Genomic DNA, 22,571 nt, shown 5'->3' with positions numbered 1-22,571 from the left:
AAGCCCTTACTGTCGGACGGGCGCCATTAATTTGTCTGATTCACGACTTGCAGGATTGCAGCTGATTCAGCGTCCGGCGTGCCGTCGAAGCGGGTAGGGCGAAAGTGCAACTGAAAGGCCGCCAACACATGGCGCGTCGCTACATCCAGTTCACCGGTTTGTGGGGTGTCATAACCCAGTTTGGCCAGTTGTCCCTGAAACCAGCTGATGCTCGGCAGTTGTGCTGCGAATTGGGCTTGCTGGCGCGCTACGGCTTGCTCGTTGGGCCACACGCCTATGCCTTCGGCGGCCAGGCGTTTCCATGGGAATAGCGGACCGGGGTCGAGCTTGCGCATTGGCGCGATGTCACTATGGCCGATGATGGCGCGAGGATGGATGTTGTAACGCGTGCTGATGTCTTTGAGCAGGAAGATCAACGATTGCACTTGATCCTCGCTGTAGGGGTACCAGACGCGTCCGGTGGGGGTGTCTTTGAAGCCCGGGTTGACGATTTCGATACCGATGGAGCTGGAGTTCAGCCAGGTCCTGCCTTGCCATTCGCTTTCGCCCGCGTGCCAGGCGCGATATTGCTCGTCCATCAGCTTATAGATGGTGGCGCCCTTGTCGTCGCCAATGAGGTAATGGCTGCTGACTTCGCCATGGGTCAACAACTGCAGTGAGCGCTCCAGCGAGGCGTTGGTGTAATGCAACACCACGAACTGAATGCGACTGTCGTAGTTTTTCGAAGCGTGGCTGGTGTCGATACGGGGGCCGCTGGCACAACCGGCCAACAGCAGCAGAGACGCGATGAGAGCTAGATATTTCATGGCAAGTCTGTACACACAAGACAGTAATGCAACAGTGTAACGTACTGCTTTGAGTGCCGACGGCAAATGCGCTGTTTTCAACAAAATGGAACAAATGGCCGTTAGCCGGCCTCTACTCGATTGCGCCCGGCATTTTTGGCGCGATACAGCGCCTGATCGGCTCTTTTGAGGGCCATATCGCTATTTTCATCGGGTTTAAGCACCGTAAAGCCCATGGAAATAGTGATGGTTACGCGCTCACCTTTAAAGTGAAATGGGCAAGCCTCGATCGAGGCGCGCAGGGTTTCCAGCAGTTTTGCACCGACTGCCGGCACGGTGCCGGGCATCAGAAGCACAAACTCCTCGCCACCAAATCGCGCGACGAAATCGGTACCGCGCAGGCGCTTGCGCATCACGTTGGCGATGATCTTCAGCACTTTGTCGCCTGCCAGGTGGCCATAGTTGTCGTTAATACGTTTGAAGTGATCGAGATCGAGCATGGCCAGCAACAAGGTATTGCCGTGCCGCTGCCATTGGCCGACTTCGTGATCCAGGCGTTCGCTCCAAGCGGCTCGATTGGGCAGGGCGGTGAGCGGATCGATCAACGCTTTCTGGCGTTGCTCTTCAAGGTGCTCCCGATAACCCTGCGCTTCCTGCTCCATGTGCGCCACCCGCTCCGCCAGGCTGTGTAACCGTGCTGCGACCGCTTGTTCACGCTCATCGCGCTGCTTCTGGTGGTGATCCATGGTGCCAAGCAGGCCTTCCAGATGATTCTCCAGAACGAGTTTGAGGTCGTCCAGGTCCGCCGCTTCCTGCATGCTGCTGTGCAAGCCATCGACCTGTTCGCGGATCTGCGTATCCATCTGCCGCGCCGCAGAGCGGCTGTCGGCGTGCCCTTCGCTGGCCGCCTTCAAGTTGCTCTGGAAGGATTCCAGGCGTTCATTGAGTTGCTGTAAATAGGCTTCGAATTCGTGCTCGCCGCCGTGGTTTATCGCCAACATCAGGGTCGCTAGATCGTCGAGGATCGGAATCAGCTCATACCAGTTCAAACCATGTTGAAGGCGATCCCGCATCGCTTCCGCTTGGGGTCGGTGGCGTTCCGGTAATGTCAAATCGTCGAGCAGGCCGAGCAGTGTGTCTTCGATGTGTTTGGCGACAGAGCTGTAGGACGGCTCCGGTGAGTCAGGCAAGGCGTAGAGGAAGTGCTCTGGTTCGCTGTGCTCAGGATCAATGGTCGTAAATGCCGGGGTCAGCTCATCGGGATTGATTGCCGGTTGGATCGCAATGACGGGGGCGAGGAAGGGAAGGGTGGGCTCTTCCTGGTGTTCATTGTCCGACGCTGTTTGTGGTTCTGGAGCTGGCGTCCAGGCGGCGACTGCTTCAAGGGCGGGCGGGACAAGTGCTACCACTTCACAGGCGGGTGCCACTAGTTGTGTAACTGACGGCCGGTCCTCACTCGATGCGTGATCGACATGTGCAATTTCGGCAGCGGGCTCCACAGGTTGCGCAGCCGTGGTGTGAACGGAAGGTGCGATGACCTGTGACACTTCCTCGTCAGCTTCGCGGCTGCCGAACAGTCTCTGCAGAAAACCGGGCCGGTCAGGTTCGGCTGGGGTCTCCAACTGGTTCAAGGCCTTGCCTTGCAGGCCGCTTAGTTCGCTGAGCAGCAACGGAATTTCGCGGGCCTGACTGACTCTACCCTCGAGTTTTTTGGCAAAGCTCTTGAGTGGTCGGCTCACTTCCCGAGGCAGCGGCAATGATTGCAGTTGCGAGACCAGCGCTGTCAGTGCGGCGCTGGTCTGACTGATTCGGGTTTCCCGGCGCTTTTCGGAATCGAGCACGGCTTTTTCAAGTCGCGGCAGCAGGGCGGCCAAGGCGGCGTCCATGTCATCGGTGCGCACGACTTCGCGCATCTCTTTCATGCATTGGTCGACGGCGCGGTCGGTACCCTCAGCCGCCAGAGTGCTACGCACCAGCCCACGGCGCAGCAGGTCAAGCCGGGCGTCCCAGCGACGTTCAAGCTTTTCCTGTTGTTCGATGTTTTTGAGGTACTTCTCTTTCCAGCGCTGTGTTTCGTCGCTCATTCATGGGGTCCGCGAGGGGCAGGGCTCAACGCGGGTAATGCATCTGCCGTGAGCGAACCCGGCAGACGAATCTCTACCGCGACCGGCAGGTGATCGGAAATGGGCTGTGCCAGGACCTGGACCTTTTCAAGGGTCAGCGTCGGGCTTAGCAGAATATGGTCCAGGCAGCGTTGTGGGCGCCAGCTAGGGAATGTCGCTTCCAATTGCGGCGCGAGCAGGCCGAGGTCACGCAACGGGGAGTTTTGCAGCAAGTCGCTGGCATGGGTATTCATGTCGCCCATCAGCACTTGGTGTTTATAGCCGCCGATCAACTCGCGGATGTAAGCCAGTTGGAGGCTGCGCACGCGAGCGCCCAGCGCCAGATGCATCATGACCACCACCAACGCCTCCGGACCTTCGCCGAAGCGCACCAGAATCGCTCCGCGACCCTTGGGGCCCGGCAGCGGGTGATCTTCAATCGCCCACGGGCGCAAGCGGCTGAGCACGCCATTGCTGTGCTGGCCGAGGCGACCGAGGTTGCGATTGAGCTGTTGATACCAGTAGGGGAAGGCGCCGAGTTGCGCCAGGTGTTCGACTTGATTGACGTAGCCTGATCGCAGGCTACCGCCATCGGCTTCCTGCAAGGCGACCAGATCGAAGTCGCCCAGCAGGTTGCCGATTTTTTGCAGATTGTCGGCACGCCCGGTGTGCGGCAACAAGTGTTGCCAGCCTCGGGTCAGGTAGTGCCGATACCGCTCGGTACTGATGCCGACCTGGATATTAAAACTGAGCAAGCGCAGTCGACTGTCTGCGGGCAAGCCCGTCGACTCCAGGTGATGTTCGTTGACCCGTGGATCATGCAGGCCAACAACGCGTTCAGTTCCCCAGCGGCGCATGGCAGTCGCTTCGCTTAGTTGGCGGCAGCCTTGCTAGCCGCTCGCTCTTTGTCGACCAGTGTATCGGCCAGTTTCAGGGCTTGCTCGGCACCGCCGGCGGAGCCCACGTCAAAGCGATATTTACCGTTGACGATCATGGTCGGTACGCCGGAAATTTCATACTTCTTCGCAAGGTCTTTGGCTTTGGTGATCTGGCCCTTGATGGCGAAGGAGTTGAAGGTGGCCAGGAACTTGTCCTTGTCAACGCCCTGAGTGGCCAGGAACTCTGCCATTTCTTCTGGAGTGACCAGCTTCTTGTGTTCTTTCTGGATGGCTTCGAAAACCGCCGTGTGAACCTGATGCTCGACGCCCATGGCTTCAAGGGTCAGGAACAGTTGGCCGTGTGCGTCCCAAGGGCCGCCGAACATCGCTGGAATGCGCACAAAATTCACATCGGAGGGCAGCTTCTCGACCCAAGGATTGATTACCGGTTCGAATGCGTAGCAGTGCGGGCAGCCATACCAGAACAACTCCACCACTTCGATCTTGCCAGGCACTGCGACCGGAACCGGATTGGTCAGTTCGACATAGGGGGCAGCGGGGGCTTCGGCGGCTTGGGCAGTCATGCCGAACAGGCTGGCAGCGACGAACGCGGCGCTGATGATCAGATTACGCATGCTTTACTCCTGGACAATTTTGGTCGCCTCGCGCGACCTGTTTTCAGACAGGTCCTGGCGGGCTTGAGTTCTGTAGTGTAACGGCAGCGGCCACAAAAAAGGGCGGCCTAAGCCACCCTTTTTATACTTGCTGCGACGGATTAATCGAGCGTTAACGTTGCATGAGATGTTCATCACTCGCAACGCCCGATCAACCGGCCTTAGTGCAGGCCTTGAATGTAGCTGGACACGGCGGCGATATCTTCGTCGCTCAGTCGTTTGGCGATTGTCTGCATGGTTTTGGCATCGCCATCGTTGGTGCGTCCGCCTTCTTCCTTGCGGAAATCGGTCAGTTGCTTGGCGACGTATTGAGCATGCTGGCCGCCCAGATGAGGGAAGCCGGCGGTCGCATTGCCCTTGCCGTCTGGAGAGTGGCAACCGGTGCAGGCCGGCAGGCCCTTGGCCAGGTCGCCGCCGCGGAACAGGGCTTCACCGCGAGCCACGATTTTAGGGTCGGCGGCTCCAACACTGCCGTTCTGTTTGGCGAAGTAGGCCGCGATATCAGCCAGATCCTGGTCGCTCAGGTTGGTCAGCAGGCCGGTCATTTCCAGAACGGTGCGCTTGCCCGACTTTATGTCGTGCAGCTGTTTGGTCAGGTAGCGTTCACCCTGACCTGCCAGTTTCGGAAAGTTAGGCGCCATGCTGTTGCCATCCGGGCCATGACAGGCGCCACATACAGCGGCTTTTGCCTGGCCTGCGGCGGCGTCACCAGGTTTTACTGGCTCACCTGCAGCATGGGCAATGCCGGAGATCCCCACGGTCAACAGCAGACTCACGATCAATTTGTTCATCAGCTAATCCAACTACGGCTAAGGGTTAAGGAGTTATGGACCGGGATCACTCGCTCATCCACTGGATGATTGCCTGGTAATCCTCGGCACTGCAGTCCATGCACAAACCACGCGGCGGCATCGCCTTGAAACCCTGGGTCACGTGTTGCACCAGCGTCTCCATACCTTTCGCCAACCTCGGCGTCCAAGCTTCCTGATCGCCCTTTTGAGGGGCCATGGGTAGTTGGCCGGAATGACAGGCACCACAAACACGGTTGTACACAGCTTCCGGATCCTGTGTAGCCTGAGCGCTGTAAAGCGGCATCAAGACACCGGCAGCTAGCAGCCATTTCGTCATAAAACGACCTTTTCAGGGTTGAGAGCATGTTGCGTTCTAGTGCGCAATCAAGGTCAATCGCTCTCGTGATCTTCATCCTACGCTGGGACAAAGCGCACACAAAATCTGCGGCATTATATACTGGCGTCACTGAAACGGAAACGACACCGCTTGCCGCGTCCATTCCCGGCGCCGCCCACATCGGAAATCCCATGCAACTCAAGAATCCCATCCTCGGCCTGTGCCAACAGTCCACCTTCATGCTCAGCGCTGCCAAAGTCGATCAATGCCCGGACGATGAAGGCTTTGAAGTGGCCTTCGCCGGCCGTTCCAACGCCGGCAAGTCCAGTGCGCTGAACACCCTGACGCACGCCAGTCTTGCGCGAACCTCGAAAACTCCGGGGCGCACGCAGCTCTTGAACTTCTTCAAGCTAGACGATGATCGTCGTCTGGTCGACCTTCCGGGTTACGGTTATGCAAAAGTACCTATCCCGTTGAAGCTGCACTGGCAGCGTCACCTGGAAGCGTATCTGGGTGGTCGCGAGAGTTTGAAAGGTCTGATTTTGATGATGGACATCCGTCATCCAATGACCGACTTCGACTTGTTGATGCTTGATTGGGCCGTCGCCAGCGGCATGCCCATGCATATTTTGCTGACCAAAGCCGACAAGCTGACGTACGGGGCGGCGAAAAACGTCCTGCTCAAAGTCCAGGCCGATATCCGTAAGGGTTGGGGGGATGCGGTCAGTATCCAGCTGTTTTCGGCGCCAAAACGCTTGGGTCTGGAAGACGCCTACACGGTACTGGCGGGCTGGATGGAGCTGGCGGACAAGGGTTCCGAAGCTGCCGAGTAAAGCCCTTGAGGCAAACGGCAGGCAAAAAAAACCCCGGACTTCTATGGGGAGGGGGAAGTTCCGGGGCTCAAGTTCCGGACCGCTAGGGCGGGGTCCAGATTATCTGCCAACACTTAACACAACATAGGAGCATCGAAGGGCTTCACCAGCCATTCAGTAACTCTGAGTGGCGGTTGACGGGTTTAGTTCCGAAGAAGTTCCAAATCGATTGGAAATAACGCCAGGCATCTTTATGAAATAGCAGCGCTCGGCGCTTCTGCCACGGCGCTATGCCGCAACAGAAACGCCTGTTTAGACGGATTAGTGAGCCTCGTCCCAGTTATTTCCGACCCCAACCTCTACCAACAGCGGCACATCCAGCTTCACCGCGTTGCTCATGTGGAGGCGAATTTCCTCGCGAACCTGATCGACCAAATCCTCACGGACCTCAAGCACCAATTCATCGTGCACCTGCAAGATGACTTTGGCGTCGAGGCCTGAGGAGGTCAGCCAGTTATCCACAGCCACCATGGCTTTCTTGATGATATCCGCCGCCGTGCCTTGCATCGGCGCGTTGATCGCCGTGCGCTCGGCACCTTTGCGCAGGGCCGGGTTTTTCGCATTGATTTCCGGCAGGTACAGACGGCGACCGAAGATCGTCTCGACAAAACCTTGTTCGGCAGCCTGGGCGCGAGTGCGCTCCATGTATTGCAGCACGCCAGGGTAGCGGGCGAAATAACGGTCGATGTACGCCTGCGACTGCTTGCGATCCACCCCGATCTGCTTGGCCAGGCCAAACGCACTCATGCCGTAGATCAAGCCGAAGTTGATCGCCTTGGCGCTACGACGCTGATCAGTGGTCACATCCGCCAGTTCAACACCGAAAACTTCAGCTGCGGTAGCTTTGTGCACGTCCAGATCATTGCGGAAGGCGTGCAGCAGCCCTTCGTCCTTGGCCAGATGGGCCATGATCCGCAGTTCGATCTGCGAGTAGTCCGCTGCCAGCAATTTGTAGCCGGTTGGTGCCACAAACGCCTGACGAATGCGACGGCCTTCGGCGGTGCGGATCGGAATGTTCTGCAGGTTTGGATCACTGGACGACAAACGCCCGGTCGCCGCGACGGCCTGATGATAAGACGTGTGGATTCGCCCTGTACGCGGATTGATCTGTTCCGGCAGGCGATCCGTGTAGGTGCTTTTCAACTTGCTCATTGAGCGGTACTGCATCAGCACCTTGGGCAGCGGGAAATCCTGCTCGGCCAGTTCGGCCAGTACGGCTTCGGCGGTGGAGGCCTGGCCCTTGGCCGTTTTGCTGAGAACCGGCAGGCCGAGTTTTTCGTACAGAATCACGCCTAATTGCTTGGGCGAGCCCAGGTTGAACTCTTCGCCGGCGATGGCGAACGCCTCACGCTCGAGGGCGACCATCTTCTCGCCCAGTTCCACACTCTGAATGCCCAGCAGATTGGCGTCGACCAATGCACCCTGGCGTTCAATCCGCGCGAGCACCGGTACCAGCGGCATTTCGATTTCGCTGAGGACTTTGCTCAGGCTCGGGATGGCATTGAGCTTTTCCTGCAACGTTTGATGCAGGCGCAGGGTCACGTCGGCGTCTTCGGCGGCGTAAGGCCCGGCCAGTTCCAGTGAAATCTGGTCAAACGTCAGTTGCTTGGCGCCTTTGCCGGCGATGTCCTGAAAACTCGTGGTGGTGTGATTCAGGTACTTGAGCGCCAGGCTGTCCATATCGTGGCGGGTCGCCGTGGAGTCCAGCACGTAGGATTCGAGCATGGTGTCGAAAGCGATGCCTCGCACGGTGATACCGCAGCTCTGATCGCCGCCGATGGCGCAGTTCGCCAAAATGTTCATGTCGAACTTGGCGTGCTGGCCAACCTTGAGCTTGTTCGGATCTTCCAGAATCGGCTTCACTGCGCGAAGCACGGTGTCGCGGTCCAGCTGATCCGGCACGCCCATGTAGGAATGGGTCAGCGGGATATAGGCCGCTTCGTTGGCTTGTACAGCGAACGACAGACCGACCAGTTGTGCCTGTTGCGCATCAATGCCGGTGGTTTCCGTATCGAAGGCGATCAGCTTGGCGTCGTTGAGTTTCTTCAGCCACAGGTCGAAATCGGCCTGGGTGAGGATTGTTGTGTATTTGAGCTCAGTCTCGGCGACGGCTTCTTCAACCACTGGCGCAGTCACTTCCTGGCCGGAGCGTTTGGCATCGCGCTGGTTGTCTTCGAACCAGCTCTTGAACTCCAGCAAGGTGTACAGCTCAGCGAGCTTGTCGTGATCCGGTTTGCCCATTTGCAAGTCATCAAGGCCAATGTCCAGCGGCACGTCGATCTTGATGGTTGCCAGTTGGTAGGAGAGGAACGCCATCTCCTTGTGCTCTTCGAGCTTGGCCGGCAGGGTTTTCGCCCCGCGAATCGGCAGGGTCGGGACGATGTCGAGCTGTGCATACAGTTCGGTCAGGCCGCCATTCACACCCACCAACAGGCCGGAAGCGGTCTTCGGGCCAATACCCGGAACGCCCGGGATGTTGTCGGAAGAGTCGCCCATCAGTGCCAGATAATCGATGATCTGCTCGGGAGCGACGCCGAATTTCTCCTTCACGCCCTCCACGTCCATGCTGCTACCGGTCATGGTATTGACCAAGGTAATGTGGCCGTCGACCAGTTGCGCCATGTCCTTGTCGCCGGTGGAGATGATCACTGGGCGGTCCGCCGCCGCGCTGCTGCGGGCCAGGGTACCGATCACGTCATCGGCCTCGACGCCTTCGACGCACAGCAGCGGGAAGCCCAGGGCGATTACGCTCTGGTGCAGCGGCTCGATTTGCACGCGCATGTCGTCGGGCATGCTCGGACGGTTGGCCTTGTATTCGGCGTACATGTCATCGCGAAAGGTCCCACCCTTGGCGTCGAACACCACGGCGAATGGACTGTCCGGGTACTGCTTGCGCAGACTCTTGAGCATGTTCAAAACGCCCTTGACCGCACCGGTCGGCAGGCCTTTGGACGTGGTCAGCGGTGGCAGCGCGTGAAAGGCGCGGTACAGGTAAGAAGAACCGTCCACCAGGACGAGGGGGGCTTGGCTCATGAGCAGGATCAACCTTTTCGGCGGGTCCGGCGCTAGAATAGCGGGACCGTTGACGACAAAAGGACAAGGTTATCATGCGCACACTAAATCGCCTGTTGCTGGCTGGCTTGTTTGCAACTGTTCCATTAGCCGTCATGGCGGCGGACGATGCGCCGACAGCGGAGCCGGAAGTTACGATCCGCACGGAAGGGGACAAGGTCATTCAGGAGTACCGTCAAAATGGTTTCCTGTATGCGATCAAGGTCACACCGAAAGGCGCACCGCCATATTTTCTGGTGCGCGCCGATGGTACAGATGCAAACTTCATCCGCTCGGATCAGCCGGATATGCTGATTCCGGCGTGGAAAATCTTTGAGTGGAAGTAGTTTCTTAATTTCAATTGGCGCTGGCTCACCAGCGGCGCCCGTACTGGCAGTTTTAACCATGTCTGTGTTCACCCCCCTGGCTCGGCCCGAGCTGGAAACCTTTCTCGCCCCTTATGGCCTCGGCCGCCTGCTTGATTTCCAGGGGATTGCTGCCGGTAGCGAAAACACCAATTTCTTTATCAGTCTTGAGCAGGGCGAGTTCGTCCTGACTCTGGTCGAGCGCGGTCCGGTCGACGAGATGCCGTTCTTCATTGAACTGCTCGATGTCCTGCATGAGGCCGATTTGCCTGTGCCTTACGCCCTGCGCACCACCGATGGCGTCGCCCTGCGCGAACTGGCCGGCAAACCTGCGCTGCTGCAACCGCGACTGGCCGGCAAGCACATCAAGCAAGCCAACGCGCAGCACTGCACCCAGGTGGGTGAGTTGCTTGCACACCTGCACTTGGCGACTCAGGCCAACATGATCAAGCGCAAAACCGATCGTGGTCTGGACTGGATGCTGGAGGAAGGCACGCAGTTTCTCTCCCACCTGAGTGCCGGGCAAAGCGATTTGCTGAAGCGGGCGCTGGATGAAATTGCCGAGCAGAAGGTAAAAATTCTGGCGTTGCCGCGCGCCAATATCCATGCCGACCTGTTTCGCGATAACGCGATGTTCGAAGGCACGCACCTGACCGGCTTGATCGACTTTTACAACGCCTGCTCCGGGCCAATGCTCTACGACGTGGCGATTGCCTTGAACGACTGGTGTTCGGATGACGACGGAGTGCTCGATGGGCCGCGAGCGCGGGCATTGCTGGGAGCTTATGCGGCGTTGCGTCCGTTCACGGCAACTGAAGCCGAGCTGTGGCCGACAATGCTGCGCGTGGCGTGTGTGCGGTTTTGGTTGTCACGGTTGATCGCGGCAGAGTCTTTTGCAGGGCAGGACGTGTTGATTCACGACCCGATGGAGTTTGAGTTGCGGTTGGCGCAGCGGCAGAAGGTCAGCACGCCGTTGCCGTTTGCCCTTTAAAAGCTTCGCGAGCAGGCTCGCTCCCACAGTTGACCGATGTGAGCACAGATTTTGTGTCCACTAAAGATCCCATGTGGGAGCGAGCCTGCTCGCGAATGAGGCGAAGCCGAACAAGCTTTTAAAGCGACTCCAGACACCCTGCCAAATCATTCCCCAACTTCTCCAGCACCTGCTCATACCCCTGAGCGGTCGCTGGCGTGTACCCGCCCAGCGCATCCAGTTCCGCCAGTTTCACCGGCAAGCCCGCTACCAGTGTTTCCGCCAGGCGTGGACGCAGGGGCGGCTCACTGAATACGCAGGTCTTGCCGACTTCCTGCAATCGCGCGCGCATCGCTGCAACGTGTTGGGCGCCAGGCTGGACTTCGGCAGCGACGCTAAATACTCCGGTGTGTTTCAAGCCATAGGCGTCTTCGAAGTAGTCGAACGCTTCGTGGAATACGAAGTACGGTTTGTCTGCGATTGCTGCCAGCCGCGCCTTCAAGCGCAGGTCCAGCGCGTCCAGTCGTTCGTCGAACGCTTTGAGGTTGCTCTGATATCGCACCGCATTGGCCGGATCAGCCGTACTCAGGTCGACGGCCATTTTTGCGGCGATCACCCGGGCATTGGTCGGTGATAACCACAAATGCGCGTCCAGACTGCCAGGCCGGTGATCGTGGTCATGCTCATCAGCATCTTCGGCGTGGGAGTGATTGTCTTGGGCGAAATGACGCAATTTCAGCCCCGGCAAATCCTGTACGGCGACGCTCGGCAGCGTACGACCCTTCAGCACGCGCGGCAGAAAGCCTTCCATGTCTGGCCCGATCCAATACAGCAGATCGACCGATTGCACCTTTCGTACATCGGAAGGGCGCAAGGCATAGCTATGCGGCGAAGTGCCCGGTGGCAGCAATACCTCCGGAACCGCCACGCCATCCTGCACCGCAGCGGCAATCAATTGCAGGGGCTTGATGCTGGTGAGGACTCTGACCTCGGCATGCGCCGAACCGATCAGCAGAAAACTTGTGATAAATGCGATAAAAATAGAAAAAAGTCGGGACACGATGACCACTCGAGGAGGCGAGAACGAGTAACATAATAACGTCTCTCACAAAACCCGTCGCCGCTCATGCCTAAAACACCGATTGCCAGCCGTCCCCACGACCACTCACATTGCGTGCATAGCGCATTGTCTGAGGCGGATGCCTTGTGCGCACGCCAAGGGTTGCGGCTGACCGCGTTGCGCCGGCGAGTGTTGGAGCTGGTATGGCAGAGCCACAAACCGTTGGGTGCCTACGACATCCTCGCGGTGCTCAGTGAGCAGGACGGTCGTCGTGCCGCGCCGCCGACCGTGTACCGCGCGCTGGATTTCCTTCTGGAAAACGTCCTCGTGCACCGCATTTCCTCGCTCAACGCCTTCGTCGGCTGCAATCATCCGGGCCACGCCCACCAGGGGCAGTTCCTGATTTGCCGCGAATGCCACGCTGCCATTGAGCTTGAACAGAAGTCCATCAGCGACGCGATCATTGGCAGCGCCAAGGACGTGGGATTTATCGTCGAAGGCCAGACCGTTGAAGTGGTCGGTCTCTGTTCTGGCTGCCAGGGGGCTTGATGAGCAACGCGCTGATCCGCCTCGAGCAGGTTGCCGTCACGTTTGCCGGGCAAAATGTGCTGGATAACATCGAGTTGAGTGTTGAGCCGGGGCAGATTGTCACCCTGATCGGGCCTAACGGTGCCGGCAAGACCACGCTGGTTCGCGCGGTGCTCGGTCTGTTGAAACCGACCAGCGGCAGCGTCTGGCGCAAGCCGAAACTGCGCGTGGGTTACATGCCGCAAAAACTCCACGTCGATCCGACGTTGCCGCTGTCGGTGCTGCGCTTCTTGCGGCTGGTGCCGGGCGTGGACCGCGCCATGGCGTTGGCGGCACTCAAGGAGGTCGGCGCCGAACAGGTGATCGACAGTCCGGTGCAAAGTGTTTCTGGCGGTGAAATGCAGCGCGTGCTGCTGGCCCGGGCGCTGCTGCGTGAGCCGGAACTGCTGGTGCTCGACGAGCCGGTACAAGGCGTCGACGTGGCGGGGCAGGCTGAACTTTATAACCTGATAACGCGCCTGCGCGATCGTCACGGTTGCGGCGTACTGATGGTTTCCCACGATCTGCACCTGGTCATGAGCACCACCGACCAGGTGGTTTGCCTCAACCGCCACGTTTGCTGCTCCGGGCATCCTGAGCAAGTCAGCGGCGATCCGGCATTCGTCGAGCTGTTCGGCAAGAACGCCCAAAGCCTGGCGATCTATCACCACCATCACGACCACGCCCATGATCTGCATGGCTCGGTGGTCACTGCGGCCTCGGCAGCTCAACCCCACGTTCACGGAGATAGCTGCAAGCATGGCTGATTTTCTGCTCTACGCCCTGCTTGCAGGTTTGGCTTTGGCGCTGGTGGCGGGCCCGTTGGGCTCGTTTGTGGTCTGGCGGCGCATGGCCTATTTCGGCGACACCTTGTCCCACGCGGCCTTGCTCGGTGTTGCGTTGGGATTCTTGCTGGATGTCAGCCCGGCCGTTGCGGTGACCGTTGGCTGCTTGTTGCTGGCGGTGTTGCTGGTGACGTTGCAGCAACGCCAACCGCTGGCGTCTGACACGCTTTTGGGAATTCTCGCTCCGAGCACGCTCTCTCTGGGCCTGGTGGTACTAAGCTTCATGCACGAAGTGCGGATCGACCTGATGGCGTATCTGTTCGGCGACTTGCTGGCGATCAGCCCGACCGATCTGGCCTGGATCCTGGGCGGCAGCGCTGCCGTACTGGCGTTGCTGGTGACCTTGTGGCGGCCGTTGCTGGCCATCACGGTGCATGAAGAGTTGGCCAGGGTCGAAGGTTTGCCGGTGGCGTCGTTACGTCTGGCCCTGATGCTCTTGATTGCCGTGGTGATCGCTGTCGCGATGAAAATCGTCGGCGTATTACTGATTACGTCGCTGTTGATCATCCCGGCGGCTGCGGCACAACGTCACGCCCGGTCACCGGAGCAGATGGCACTGGGCGCGAGCCTGTTGGGCATGCTCGCGGTCTGCGGCGGGCTGTCATTGTCGTGGTTCAAGGACACACCGGCGGGCCCCTCGATTGTTGTGACGGCTGCCGCACTGTTTCTGCTGAGTTTTGTCCTGCCCCGTCGAGGGGTGTAGACTTGCTCGTTTTTTGCGCAAATAGAGAGTCGCAGGAATGAAGTTGTTCGCCTCCCGTTATCTGCTCCTTGTCGCATTTTCTTTGCTGCTGGGCGCCTGCCAAAGCACGCCACCGGCGGCCCCAGAGGCCTCTGAGTCTCGGGCTACGGCCATCGCGCAGCTGGAAAAAAGCCTCGCCAGCAGCGAGTTGGCCACCGCCGAAGATCAACTGGCCGCTTTGCAGGCGCAGTTCCCTGACGATCAATCCCTTGAGCAATACCAACGCCAATTGGCCGAAGCGTATTTGCACCGTAGCCAGATCGTGTTGCAAAAAGGCGATGTGAATGCCGCCGCCACCGCGTTGAGTCGCGCTCGGGCCCTTATGCCGAAAGCCCCGGCGCTGACGGGCGGGGTGAACAATGCGATCGTCACCGCCCGCAAAGCCGAGCTGGATAAAGCCGAAGCCGATCTTAAAGCCGCAGAAGCGCAACCCAAGGCGAAGGTTATTGATCCGACGGCCGAAAGCACTACGGTTGCATTGAATATCACGGATATGGCAAAACTTCGTCGCCAACTCGACGCCATCGCCGCTGATGTGGTGAATTTTAATTGCGACGTGAGCATTCAGGTGCCACGCACCGATGATTATCCTTGGCTGTCGACGTTGCTGACCAAGCGGGTGGAGAAACTCGATTCAGACTTCGATTTGAAGCTGGAAAAGCAGATTCTGCGCAATGTTCAGGCGCAGATGGTTCTGAGCCCGCGCAAGCCTTAAAAGCATCGCGAGCAGGCTCGCTCCCACAGGGGGTTATGTGATCGACACAAATCCAATGTGGGAGTGAGCCTGCTCGCGATAGCGTCCTAACTACCGATATAAAACCTCAAGCCGGAATCGCCTTGGCCTTGGGCTCCCTATCCCAAACCCGATGTTGCCCGATCGCTGCAAAAAACGGCTTGATCAACTGCGTATCCGTCCCCACGATCAATCCCGCATCAGCCTCCAGCTTCAGCACATCCAGCAACTGCTTCGCCTCGCCATGCAGCGCAATCGCCTTCAAGTGCTTGTACGCCTCCAGCAGGTAATGCAGCGCGACACCATCGCCACTCAATGCCTTGATCGACGCCGCGCCACCCGGCACGAACACCGCATCGAATGCCACTGAAGGCAAACCTTCCATCGAAGCATCCACTGGCAATGTTTTGCCATCGGCCGTTTTCACCGGTGCCGAGGTTGGCCCCAGCAATTTGGCGTGTGCGCCTTCTGCCTCCAATGCCTTCTTCATGGCATCAATCGCCGCACCATCGACGCCGTTGGCCGCAAGAATCGCCACTTTTCGGGTTTTGATGTTGCCCGGCAGCAAGTTGGCCTGGCTCAGGGCCGGCGAGCGGTCCAGGGAAGTTTTTGGTACCTCGACGGTCCCGGCTTTCGGCGCTGGCAAACCAAGGTTGGCGGCCACACGCGTGGCCAGCTCCAGATCGATATTGGCCAATATCTCGTTCACTTCGCGGGCGCGGATGGCTTCACGCTCCACCTTGCCGAGTTCAAAGCTGTAAGCGGAGATGATGTGTTCCTGTTCGTGCTTGCTCATGCTGTGGAAAAACAGCCGTGCCTGGGAGAAATGGTCGCTGAACGATTCGCTGCGCTGGCGGATCTTGTTGGCGTCGATGCGCTCCGGATAACTCTCGAAACCGCCATCCTTTGCGGCGGGCGGCGTTTCTTTCGGCCATCCGCCGTCGATGGAGTTGGGTTCGTAGGCTGCGCGCCCCTTGTCGATGGTGGTGCGGTGCATCGCATCCCGTTGACCGTTGTGGAACGGTGCTACCGGCCGGTTGATCGGGATCTCATGAAAGTTCGGCCCGCCCAGTCGGCTGATCTGCGTATCGGTGTAGGAAAACAGCCGACCTTGCAGCAGCGGATCGTTAGAGAAATCGATCCCCGGCACGATATGGCCCGGGCAGAACGCGACTTGCTCGGTCTCGGCGAAGAAGTTGTCCGGATTGCGATTGAGCACCATCTTGCCCAAGGGCGTGATGGGTACGATTTCTTCGGGGATCAGCTTGGTGGGGTCGAGGATATCGAAGTCGAAACTGTGCTCGTTTTCCTCTTCGATGATCTGCACGCCCAGCTCCCACTCCGGATAATCGCCCATCTCGATGGCTTCCCAGAGGTCGCGGCGGTGGAAGTCGGTGTCCTTGCCGGCGAGCTTCTGCGCCTCATCCCACACCAGCGAGCAAGTGCCGGCGGTGGGACGCCAGTGGAATTTGACGAAGCGTGATTTGCCTTCGGCGTTGATCATTCGGAATGTATGCACGCCGAATCCCTGCATGCTACGCAGGCTTTTCGGGATAGCCCGGTCGGACATGGTCCAGATCACCATGTGTGCCGACTCGGGCACCAAAGAGACGAAGTCCCAAAACGTGTCGTGAGCCGAGCCGCCTGTAGGGATCTCGTTATGCGGTTCCGGTTTCACCGCGTGTACGAAGTCTGGAAACTTGATCGCGTCCTGGATGAAGAACACCGGCATGTTATTGCCCACCAGATCGAAGTTGCCCTCGTCGGTGAAGAACTTTACGGCGAAACCTCGTACGTCCCGCACGGTATCGCCTGACCCGCGTGGGCCCTGCACCGTGGAAAAGCGCGTAAATACGGGGGTTTTCTTGCCCGGATCCTGCAGGAAACCGGCCTTGGTCAGCGTGGAATGGTTTTCGTAGGCCTGGAAGTAACCATGCGCCCCGGTCCCGCGAGCATGGACGATGCGCTCGGGAATGCGTTCATGGTCGAAGTGCGTGATTTTCTCACGCATGATGAAGTCTTCCAGCAACGAAGGCCCGCGGGCGCCGACCTTCAAGGTGTTTTGATTGTCCGCAACCTTCACGCCCTGATTGGTGCGCAGGGCCTGTTCGGTGGCGTCGGAGCGAAATTTTTCCAGGCTGTCGAGCTTGGTGTTGGTGTTGCCGCGGTCCAGGGTGTCGGTACCGGCCAGTGCGCTTTTGGTTGGGGCAGGCTTCTTGATACTCATCAGTCTAAACTCCTCGTTGCGATTCCCGCCGTAGCCAGGACTCTGTGCATTCCCCAGGCACGGCACCGGGGGCGTTTTCGAGTTGCCCTATTAGTGACTGATGGGGTTTTTAGCCGTTCCTTTTTTATGATCTTTGATCGAGTTATTGCCAAATCGAAGGATGAATGCGGAATAAATGCTAATAACCTCTATACGGACAGGCTAAAATGCGCGCCCGGCTATCCGCTGATCCTTTTCTAACGCGCCCCACAAGGTTCGCTACGTGATCGAGTTTCAAAACGTCCACAAAACCTACCGCGTCGCCGGTAAGGATATTCCCGCCCTGCATCCGACCAGTCTGACGATTGAGAACGGCCAGGTCTTCGGCCTGATCGGTCATTCCGGTGCGGGAAAAAGTACCCTGCTGCGTCTGATCAATCGCCTGGAGAACTCCAGCGGCGGCAAGATCATCGTCGACGGGGAAGAAGTCACCGCGCTCGACGCCAACAGCCTGCGACGTTTCCGTCAGCAAGTCGGGATGATTTTCCAGCACTTCAACCTGCTGGCGTCCAAGACAGTTGCCGACAACGTTGCGTTGCCGCTGACCCTGGCCGGAGAACTGTCGCGCAGCGAAATCGACCTGCGTGTGGCCGAATTGCTGGCGCGAGTGGGTTTGTCCGACCACGCCAGGAAGTACCCGGCGCAGTTGTCAGGTGGCCAGAAGCAGCGCGTCGGCATTGCCCGCGCCTTGGCGACCAAGCCGAAAATCCTGCTGTGCGACGAAGCCACCAGCGCCCTGGACCCGCAGACCACTGCGTCGGTTTTGCAGTTGTTGGCCGAGATCAACCGCGAGCTGAAGCTGACCATCGTCCTGATCACCCACGAGATGGACGTGATTCGCCGGGTTTGCGACCAGGTGGCGGTGATGGACGCCGGTGTGATCGTCGAGCAAGGTACGGTGGCCCAGGTGTTCCTGCATCCGAAACACCCGACCACCAAGCGTTTTGTGCAAGAAGACGAGCAGATCGATGAAAGCGAGCAGCGCGACGACTTCGCTCACGTGCCGGGCCGCATCGTGCGTCTGACCTTCCAGGGCGAAGCGACCTACGCGCCATTGCTGGGCACCGTCGCCCGGGAAACCGGTGTGGACTACAGCATCCTGGCCGGTCGTATCGACCGCATCAAAGACATCCCCTACGGGCAATTGACCCTGGCCGTGACCGGTGGCGATATGGACGCGGCGTTTGCCCGTTTCACCGCGGCTGACGTCCACATGGAGGTGCTGCGCTAATGGAAGCCCTGACTACGTTCTTCGCCAATATCGACTGGTTCGAAATCTGGCTGGCCACCGGCGACACACTGTTGATGCTTGGCGGTTCGCTATTGTTCACCGTGTTGCTCGGCTTGCCGCTGGGCGTGTTGCTGTTCCTGTGCAGCCCGCGTCAGTTGCTGGAAGCCAAAGGCGTCTATGCAATGCTGTCGCTGGTGGTGAACATCCTGCGGTCGCTGCCCTTCATCATCCTGTTGATCGTGATGATTCCGTTCACCGTGCTGATCACTGGTACGTCGCTGGGTGTCGCCGGTGCGATTCCGCCACTGGTGGTGGGCGCCACGCCGTTCTTCGCCCGACTGGTGGAAACCGCGCTGCGTGAAGTGGATCGCGGCATCATCGAAGCCACCCAGGCCATGGGCGCGACGACGCGGCAGATCATCACCAATGCCTTGCTGCCAGAGGCTCGTCCGGGCATTTACGCGGCAATTACGGTAACGGCGATTACACTGGTGTCCTACACGGCAATGGCCGGTGTGGTCGGCGCTGGCGGTCTGGGCGACCTGGCGATCCGATTCGGATACCAGCGTTTCCAGACAGATGTGATGGTTGTGACAGTGGTGTTGCTGCTGGTGCTGGTTCAAGTGCTGCAAACCGTTGGCGACAAATTGGTTGTCCATTTTTCCCGTAAGTAAGACATGAGCCGGCCATTCGCTGGCAGGCGCCAAACGGGCGCCGCAAGCGGGTGCCTCATATGGAGTTAGCTGAATGAAGAAACTACTCGTCGCGTTCGCTGCTGTTGCAGCCTTTTCCGCCCACGCCGACACCCTGACTGTCGCGGCCACCCCGGTTCCGCACGCAGAAATCCTCGAATTCGTGAAACCTGCCCTGGCCAAAGAAGGCGTGGACCTGAAGGTCAAAGTTTTCACCGACTACATTCAGCCGAACGTGCAGGTGGCGGAAAAACGTCTGGACGCCAACTTCTTCCAGCACCAGCCGTACCTCGATGAGTTTAACAAGGCCAAGGGCACCAACCTGGTCGCCGTGGCCGGTGTTCACCTGGAACCGCTGGGCGCTTACTCCAGCAAGTACAAGGCTCTGACCGAGTTGCCGGGCGGCGCCAATGTGGTGATCCCGAACGACGCCACCAACGGCGGCCGTGCGTTGTTGCTGCTGGCGAAGGCTGGCGTGATCAAGTTGAAAGATTCGAACAACATCCTGTCGACCGTGAAGGACATCACCGAGAACTCCAAGGACCTGAAATTCCGTGAACTGGAAGCCGCGACGATCCCGCGCGTGCTGACTCAGGTCGACCTGGCGCTGATCAACACCAACTACGCGCTGGAAGCCAAGCTTGATCCGGCCAAGGATGCATTGGTCATCGAAGGCAACGACTCGCCTTACGTGAACATCCTGGTTGCCCGTCCGGACGACAAGGACAGCGAAGCGATGAAGAAACTGGTTGCTGCGCTGCACAGCCCGGAAGTGAAAGCTTTCATTCTTGAGAAGTACAAAGGCGCGGTCGTGCCGGCGTTCTGATTGACTGAAAGCAACGAAAAAGGGGACGCCAAATGCGTCCCCATTTTTGTGCCCGAAACACTAATCCCCTGTGGGAGCGAGCCTGCTCGCGAAGAGGCCATCACACTCAACATCACTGCTGACTGACACACCGCTTTCGCGAGCAGGCTCGCTCCCACAGGGGGTATGCGGTGTTTGTTTATTTGCGGTTAAGCATCACCGGCAACTGCGCCACCAATTTAGCGTTGTTCAGCGGCCCCCGGATAAACCCGCGCTGAGTGCCGTCCGGCCCGATCACCGCCAGGTTGCCACTGTGATCCACGGTGTAATTGGGCTTGCTGGTGTCCGCCGGAATGAACGGAATGCTCACCGCGTTGGCCAGCGTCTCAATGTCATCAACCGAGGACGCGGTCAGGCCTTTGAACTGTGGATCGAAGTAGCCCAGGTATTGCTTGAGTTGAGCCGGGGTATCGCGGTTCGGGTCGATGCTGACCAGGATGATCTGCAACTTGGCCACCGCTTCCGGTGGCAGTTCGCTCTTGATCTGGCGCAACTGGGCGAGGGTGGTTGGGCAAATGTCCGGGCAGAAGGTGTAGCCGAAGAATAGCAGGCTCCACTTGTCCTTCAGCTGATTGACCATCACCGGGTTGCCGTCCTGATCGGTCATCTTCACATCCGGCAGGTTGCGACTTTGTGGCAGCAAGATAATGCCCGCGTCGATCAGTGCTGTCGGGTCGCCCTGGCCTTTACCGGAAAGCACTTTGTTGATGGTCAGGCCCAGGACCAGTGCGATCAGGGCGACGAGAATGAAGACGGTTTTCTGGGTTCGGGTCATAGGTTCAACAGTAAGTAGTGGTCTACGAGCAGCGCGATAAACAGCAGGAACAAGTAGTAAATAGAGTACTTGAACGTGTTGATCGCCGCGTGCGGCCGAGTGCCACGGTACAGCACCACGGCCCATTGCAGAAACCTTGCGCCCAGCCCCAGTGCGCAAATCAGATAGAGCATGCCGCTCATGTGGATCACGTAGGGCATCAGGCTGACGGCCAGCAACGCGAAGGTATAAAGCAGGATGTGAACCTTGGTGTAGTGCTCACCATGGGTCACTGGCAGCATCGGGATATCGGCCTTGGCGTATTCCTCTTTGCGGTGAATTGCCAGGGCCCAGAAGTGTGGCGGGGTCCAGGCGAAGATGATCAGCACCAGCAGCAGCGGTTCGGCACTGACGTGACCGGTGGCAGCGGTCCAGCCGAGCAGCGGCGGGGCTGCACCGGCCAGGCCGCCGATGACGATGTTCTGTGGGGTCGCACGTTTCAGGAAACCGGTGTAGACCACTGCGTATCCAAGCAGCGAAGCCAGGGTCAGCCAGGCGGTCAGTGGATTGGTGAACGCGAGCAGCACGGCTTGCCCAAGCACCGCCAATACCAAGGCGAACGTCAGCGCGGCCGCCGGTGACACCCGGCCTTCGGCCAAGGGGCGTTTGTGGGTGCGGGCCATCACTGCGTCGATGCGCCGGTCCACCACATGGTTGACCGCCGCCGCCCCACCGGCACACAGGGCGATCCCCAGATTGCCGAACACCAGCACCGTCCATGGCACTCCGGCGCGGGTCGCGAGGAACATGCCGACCAGCGAGGTGATGAGCATCAGCACCACCACTTTCGGCTTGGTCAGCTCCAGATAGTCACGCCAGATTGCCTGACTGTGACGTTCGCCGATCAGCGTCGCCATGGCATCTCTCCTTTTATTGTTATGGGCCCGGCCGAGTGTGTACGCAGGCTGAAGCGCCAACGACCGTGGGATTGCTGCTTGACCCGAACCAGACTGGTTCGCGCGTGATAATTGACCAGCACCATCGTCAGTAGCAGCATTGCACCGCCGGCGTTGTGGGCGACGGCTATCGGCAGTGGTAAGTGAAACACTACGTTGCTGATGCCAAGGGTGATTTGGGCTGCAAGGGCGATCAGCACCATGGCGGCCAGGCGTGTCATGCCTACGACCTTCAGTTGCCAGGCCAGCCCGAACAGTACGAGCGTGACCAACACCGCGCCGATACGGTGAGTCAGATGAATCGCTGTGCGGGCATCGCTGTCCAGTTGCCCGCCCAGATAATTGGGGCCGATGTGCTGAGTCAGGTGAAAGCCGTTGGCGAAATCAGCTGGAGGCAGCCATTGCCCGTGGCAGGTGGGGAAGTCGATGCAGGCCACCGCTGCGTAATTGGAACTGACCCAGCCACCCAAGGCAATTTGCAGGATGACCAGCAACAGCCCGGCGGTCGCCCAGTACTGCAAACGCCGTGGCACGGTCAGCGCCGGCAATACGCCGGACAATCGCAACGTCAGCAAAAACAGCAGGCTCAACGTCGCAAAACCACCGAGTAAATGCCCGGTGACCACTTGCGGCCAGAGCTTGAGCGTCACCGTCCACATGCCGAACGCGGCTTGAGCGACTACCACCGCCAGCAGGAACAGCGGCAACTTCACCGGCTGCCCTGGATGACGACGATGAACCCAGGCGCGACCGGCCAGTACCGCGATCAATAACCCCAAGGTGCCGGCAAAGTAGCGATGGACCATCTCGTTCCAGCCCTTGTGGGCTTCGACGGGAGCATCGGGAAAATGCAGTTCGGCATGGGCCAATTGAACTTCGCCTTTCGGTACGCTGATAAAACCATAGCAACCCGGCCAGTCCGGGCAGCCAAGGCCGGCGTGGGTCAGGCGGGTATAGGCGCCGAGCAACACCACAATCAGTGCCAGCAAGGTGGCAAACAACGCGAGGCGAAATCCAGGTTTGGCCATGACGATG

General features: G+C 59.0%; 22 protein-coding genes. 10 read left to right on the top strand and 12 right to left on the bottom strand.

Translation table 11 applies throughout. From position 1 onward, the window contains the following. Positions 1-26: 26 nt before the first annotated feature. The 6 genes from PMI22_RS06370 to PMI22_RS06395 form a co-directional block, all read right to left on the bottom strand. Positions 27-806, bottom strand: a complete 780-nt coding sequence (locus tag PMI22_RS06370; protein ID WP_007947954.1) for an N-acetylmuramoyl-L-alanine amidase — start codon at positions 804-806, stop codon at positions 27-29. Between the two features lie 101 nt (positions 807-907). Next, on the bottom strand, positions 908-2,869 hold the full coding sequence (locus tag PMI22_RS06375; protein WP_007947953.1) for a GGDEF domain-containing protein: 1,962 nt from the start codon (positions 2,867-2,869) through the stop codon (positions 908-910). Further along, the gene (locus tag PMI22_RS06380) at positions 2,866-3,744 is read right to left on the bottom strand and encodes an endonuclease/exonuclease/phosphatase family protein (RefSeq protein ID WP_007947952.1); all 879 of its coding nucleotides are present in this window, start codon (positions 3,742-3,744) and stop codon (positions 2,866-2,868) included. Before PMI22_RS06380 ends, PMI22_RS06375 begins: the two co-directional genes overlap by 4 nt. A gap of 14 nt (positions 3,745-3,758) precedes the next feature. Beyond that, complete coding sequence (locus PMI22_RS06385; protein WP_007947951.1) at positions 3,759-4,400, bottom strand: thiol:disulfide interchange protein DsbA/DsbL; 642 nt, start codon at positions 4,398-4,400, stop codon at positions 3,759-3,761. 200 nt (positions 4,401-4,600) lie between these two features. Beyond that, entirely contained in the window at positions 4,601-5,230 is a 630-nt protein-coding gene (locus tag PMI22_RS06390) for a c-type cytochrome (RefSeq protein WP_007947949.1), read from the bottom strand. Between the two features lie 46 nt (positions 5,231-5,276). Further along, a complete protein-coding gene (locus tag PMI22_RS06395) occupies positions 5,277-5,567 on the bottom strand; it encodes a c-type cytochrome (RefSeq protein WP_007947948.1) in 291 nt (96 codons plus the stop codon). A 191-nt stretch (positions 5,568-5,758) separates the two neighbouring features. Here PMI22_RS06395 and yihA point away from each other — a divergent pair, with 191 nt between their 5' ends. Then, positions 5,759-6,400, top strand: coding sequence for a ribosome biogenesis GTP-binding protein YihA/YsxC (gene yihA, locus PMI22_RS0129685; protein WP_033049579.1), 642 nt, complete (start codon positions 5,759-5,761; stop codon positions 6,398-6,400). Positions 6,401-6,700: 300 nt separating this feature from the next. Here the strand turns inward: yihA and polA are convergent, their stop codons facing one another. After that, positions 6,701-9,472 (bottom strand): DNA polymerase I, encoded by a 2,772-nt coding sequence (gene polA, locus PMI22_RS06400; protein WP_007947946.1) that lies wholly within the window; start codon positions 9,470-9,472, stop codon positions 6,701-6,703. A 74-nt stretch (positions 9,473-9,546) separates the two neighbouring features. Here polA and PMI22_RS06405 point away from each other — a divergent pair, with 74 nt between their 5' ends. Together PMI22_RS06405 and PMI22_RS06410 are read left to right on the top strand one after the other, a co-directional pair. Beyond that, positions 9,547-9,837, top strand: a complete 291-nt coding sequence (locus PMI22_RS06405; protein ID WP_007947945.1) for a DUF2782 domain-containing protein — start codon at positions 9,547-9,549, stop codon at positions 9,835-9,837. A gap of 58 nt (positions 9,838-9,895) precedes the next feature. Further along, entirely contained in the window at positions 9,896-10,846 is a 951-nt protein-coding gene (locus tag PMI22_RS06410; RefSeq protein WP_007947943.1) for a homoserine kinase, read from the top strand. 118 nt (positions 10,847-10,964) lie between these two features. Here PMI22_RS06410 and PMI22_RS06415 read toward each other — a convergent pair whose 3' ends face one another. Further along, positions 10,965-11,885: a zinc ABC transporter substrate-binding protein gene (locus PMI22_RS06415; protein ID WP_007947942.1), complete on the bottom strand. Its 921-nt coding sequence runs from the start codon at positions 11,883-11,885 to the stop codon at positions 10,965-10,967. A gap of 66 nt (positions 11,886-11,951) precedes the next feature. Here PMI22_RS06415 and zur point away from each other — a divergent pair, with 66 nt between their 5' ends. Genes zur through PMI22_RS06435 form a run of 4 tightly spaced genes read left to right on the top strand, consistent with a single transcriptional unit; the run spans position 11,952 to position 14,754 of the window. Continuing rightward, complete coding sequence (zur, locus tag PMI22_RS06420) at positions 11,952-12,434, top strand: zinc uptake transcriptional repressor Zur (RefSeq protein WP_007947941.1); 483 nt, start codon at positions 11,952-11,954, stop codon at positions 12,432-12,434. Then, the gene (gene znuC, locus PMI22_RS06425; protein ID WP_007947940.1) at positions 12,434-13,219 is read left to right on the top strand and encodes a zinc ABC transporter ATP-binding protein ZnuC; all 786 of its coding nucleotides are present in this window, start codon (positions 12,434-12,436) and stop codon (positions 13,217-13,219) included. The genes zur and znuC overlap by 1 nt, the downstream gene beginning before the upstream one ends. Continuing rightward, positions 13,212-14,000 carry a zinc ABC transporter permease subunit ZnuB gene (znuB, locus tag PMI22_RS06430; protein WP_007947939.1) on the top strand — a complete coding sequence of 263 codons (789 nt, stop codon included), beginning with the start codon at positions 13,212-13,214 and terminating at the stop codon, positions 13,998-14,000. The genes znuC and znuB overlap by 8 nt, the downstream gene beginning before the upstream one ends. 37 nt (positions 14,001-14,037) lie before the next feature. Next, positions 14,038-14,754 (top strand): PA5502 family lipoprotein, encoded by a 717-nt coding sequence (locus PMI22_RS06435; RefSeq protein WP_007947938.1) that lies wholly within the window; start codon positions 14,038-14,040, stop codon positions 14,752-14,754. A gap of 106 nt (positions 14,755-14,860) precedes the next feature. Here the strand turns inward: PMI22_RS06435 and katE are convergent, their stop codons facing one another. Next, positions 14,861-17,056 (bottom strand): catalase HPII, encoded by a 2,196-nt coding sequence (gene katE, locus PMI22_RS06440; RefSeq protein ID WP_274517764.1) that lies wholly within the window; start codon positions 17,054-17,056, stop codon positions 14,861-14,863. Positions 17,057-17,261: 205 nt separating this feature from the next. Here katE and PMI22_RS06445 point away from each other — a divergent pair, with 205 nt between their 5' ends. From PMI22_RS06445 to PMI22_RS06455, 3 genes are all read left to right on the top strand, one after another. Then, on the top strand, positions 17,262-18,269 hold the full coding sequence (locus tag PMI22_RS06445) for a methionine ABC transporter ATP-binding protein (protein ID WP_007947933.1): 1,008 nt from the start codon (positions 17,262-17,264) through the stop codon (positions 18,267-18,269). Further along, positions 18,269-18,943, top strand: coding sequence for a methionine ABC transporter permease (locus tag PMI22_RS06450; protein WP_007947931.1), 675 nt, complete (start codon positions 18,269-18,271; stop codon positions 18,941-18,943). The genes PMI22_RS06445 and PMI22_RS06450 overlap by 1 nt, the downstream gene beginning before the upstream one ends. 73 nt (positions 18,944-19,016) lie before the next feature. Next, complete coding sequence (locus PMI22_RS06455; RefSeq protein ID WP_007947930.1) at positions 19,017-19,787, top strand: MetQ/NlpA family ABC transporter substrate-binding protein; 771 nt, start codon at positions 19,017-19,019, stop codon at positions 19,785-19,787. A 178-nt stretch (positions 19,788-19,965) separates the two neighbouring features. Here PMI22_RS06455 and PMI22_RS06460 read toward each other — a convergent pair whose 3' ends face one another. From PMI22_RS06460 to PMI22_RS06470, 3 genes are read right to left on the bottom strand one after another with little or no spacing between them, the layout of a single operon-like run. Continuing rightward, complete coding sequence (locus tag PMI22_RS06460; protein ID WP_007947929.1) at positions 19,966-20,601, bottom strand: SCO family protein; 636 nt, start codon at positions 20,599-20,601, stop codon at positions 19,966-19,968. Then, the gene (cyoE, locus tag PMI22_RS06465; protein ID WP_007947928.1) at positions 20,598-21,497 is read right to left on the bottom strand and encodes a heme o synthase; all 900 of its coding nucleotides are present in this window, start codon (positions 21,495-21,497) and stop codon (positions 20,598-20,600) included. Before cyoE ends, PMI22_RS06460 begins: the two co-directional genes overlap by 4 nt. Further along, positions 21,485-22,564 (bottom strand): COX15/CtaA family protein, encoded by a 1,080-nt coding sequence (locus PMI22_RS06470; protein ID WP_007947926.1) that lies wholly within the window; start codon positions 22,562-22,564, stop codon positions 21,485-21,487. Before PMI22_RS06470 ends, cyoE begins: the two co-directional genes overlap by 13 nt. Between the last annotated feature and the right edge of the window lie 7 nt (positions 22,565-22,571).

The organism is Pseudomonas sp. GM21, assembly GCF_000282215.1.
Taxonomy (GTDB): domain Bacteria; phylum Pseudomonadota; class Gammaproteobacteria; order Pseudomonadales; family Pseudomonadaceae; genus Aquipseudomonas.
This window is presented reverse-complemented; position numbering and strand designations above follow the sequence as displayed.

Excerpts from the sequence above, each read along its gene's own strand:
- PMI22_RS06370 (WP_007947954.1), bottom strand. The coding sequence starts at position 806 with ATGAAATATCTAGCTCTCATCGCGTCTCTGCTGCTGTTGGCCGGTTGT.
- PMI22_RS06375 (WP_007947953.1), bottom strand. The coding sequence starts at position 2,869 with ATGAGCGACGAAACACAGCGCTGGAAAGAGAAGTACCTCAAAAACATC.
- PMI22_RS06380 (WP_007947952.1), bottom strand. The coding sequence starts at position 3,744 with ATGCGCCGCTGGGGAACTGAACGCGTTGTTGGCCTGCATGATCCACGG.
- PMI22_RS06385 (WP_007947951.1), bottom strand. The coding sequence starts at position 4,400 with ATGCGTAATCTGATCATCAGCGCCGCGTTCGTCGCTGCCAGCCTGTTC.
- PMI22_RS06390 (WP_007947949.1), bottom strand. The coding sequence starts at position 5,230 with ATGAACAAATTGATCGTGAGTCTGCTGTTGACCGTGGGGATCTCCGGC.
- PMI22_RS06395 (WP_007947948.1), bottom strand. The coding sequence starts at position 5,567 with ATGACGAAATGGCTGCTAGCTGCCGGTGTCTTGATGCCGCTTTACAGC.
- yihA (WP_033049579.1), top strand. The coding sequence starts at position 5,759 with ATGCAACTCAAGAATCCCATCCTCGGCCTGTGCCAACAGTCCACCTTC.
- polA (WP_007947946.1), bottom strand. The coding sequence starts at position 9,472 with ATGAGCCAAGCCCCCCTCGTCCTGGTGGACGGTTCTTCTTACCTGTAC.
- PMI22_RS06405 (WP_007947945.1), top strand. The coding sequence starts at position 9,547 with ATGCGCACACTAAATCGCCTGTTGCTGGCTGGCTTGTTTGCAACTGTT.
- PMI22_RS06410 (WP_007947943.1), top strand. The coding sequence starts at position 9,896 with ATGTCTGTGTTCACCCCCCTGGCTCGGCCCGAGCTGGAAACCTTTCTC.
- zur (WP_007947941.1), top strand. The coding sequence starts at position 11,952 with ATGCCTAAAACACCGATTGCCAGCCGTCCCCACGACCACTCACATTGC.
- znuC (WP_007947940.1), top strand. The coding sequence starts at position 12,434 with ATGAGCAACGCGCTGATCCGCCTCGAGCAGGTTGCCGTCACGTTTGCC.
- znuB (WP_007947939.1), top strand. The coding sequence starts at position 13,212 with ATGGCTGATTTTCTGCTCTACGCCCTGCTTGCAGGTTTGGCTTTGGCG.
- PMI22_RS06435 (WP_007947938.1), top strand. The coding sequence starts at position 14,038 with ATGAAGTTGTTCGCCTCCCGTTATCTGCTCCTTGTCGCATTTTCTTTG.
- PMI22_RS06450 (WP_007947931.1), top strand. The coding sequence starts at position 18,269 with ATGGAAGCCCTGACTACGTTCTTCGCCAATATCGACTGGTTCGAAATC.
- PMI22_RS06455 (WP_007947930.1), top strand. The coding sequence starts at position 19,017 with ATGAAGAAACTACTCGTCGCGTTCGCTGCTGTTGCAGCCTTTTCCGCC.
- PMI22_RS06460 (WP_007947929.1), bottom strand. The coding sequence starts at position 20,601 with ATGACCCGAACCCAGAAAACCGTCTTCATTCTCGTCGCCCTGATCGCA.
- cyoE (WP_007947928.1), bottom strand. The coding sequence starts at position 21,497 with ATGGCGACGCTGATCGGCGAACGTCACAGTCAGGCAATCTGGCGTGAC.
- PMI22_RS06470 (WP_007947926.1), bottom strand. The coding sequence starts at position 22,564 with ATGGCCAAACCTGGATTTCGCCTCGCGTTGTTTGCCACCTTGCTGGCA.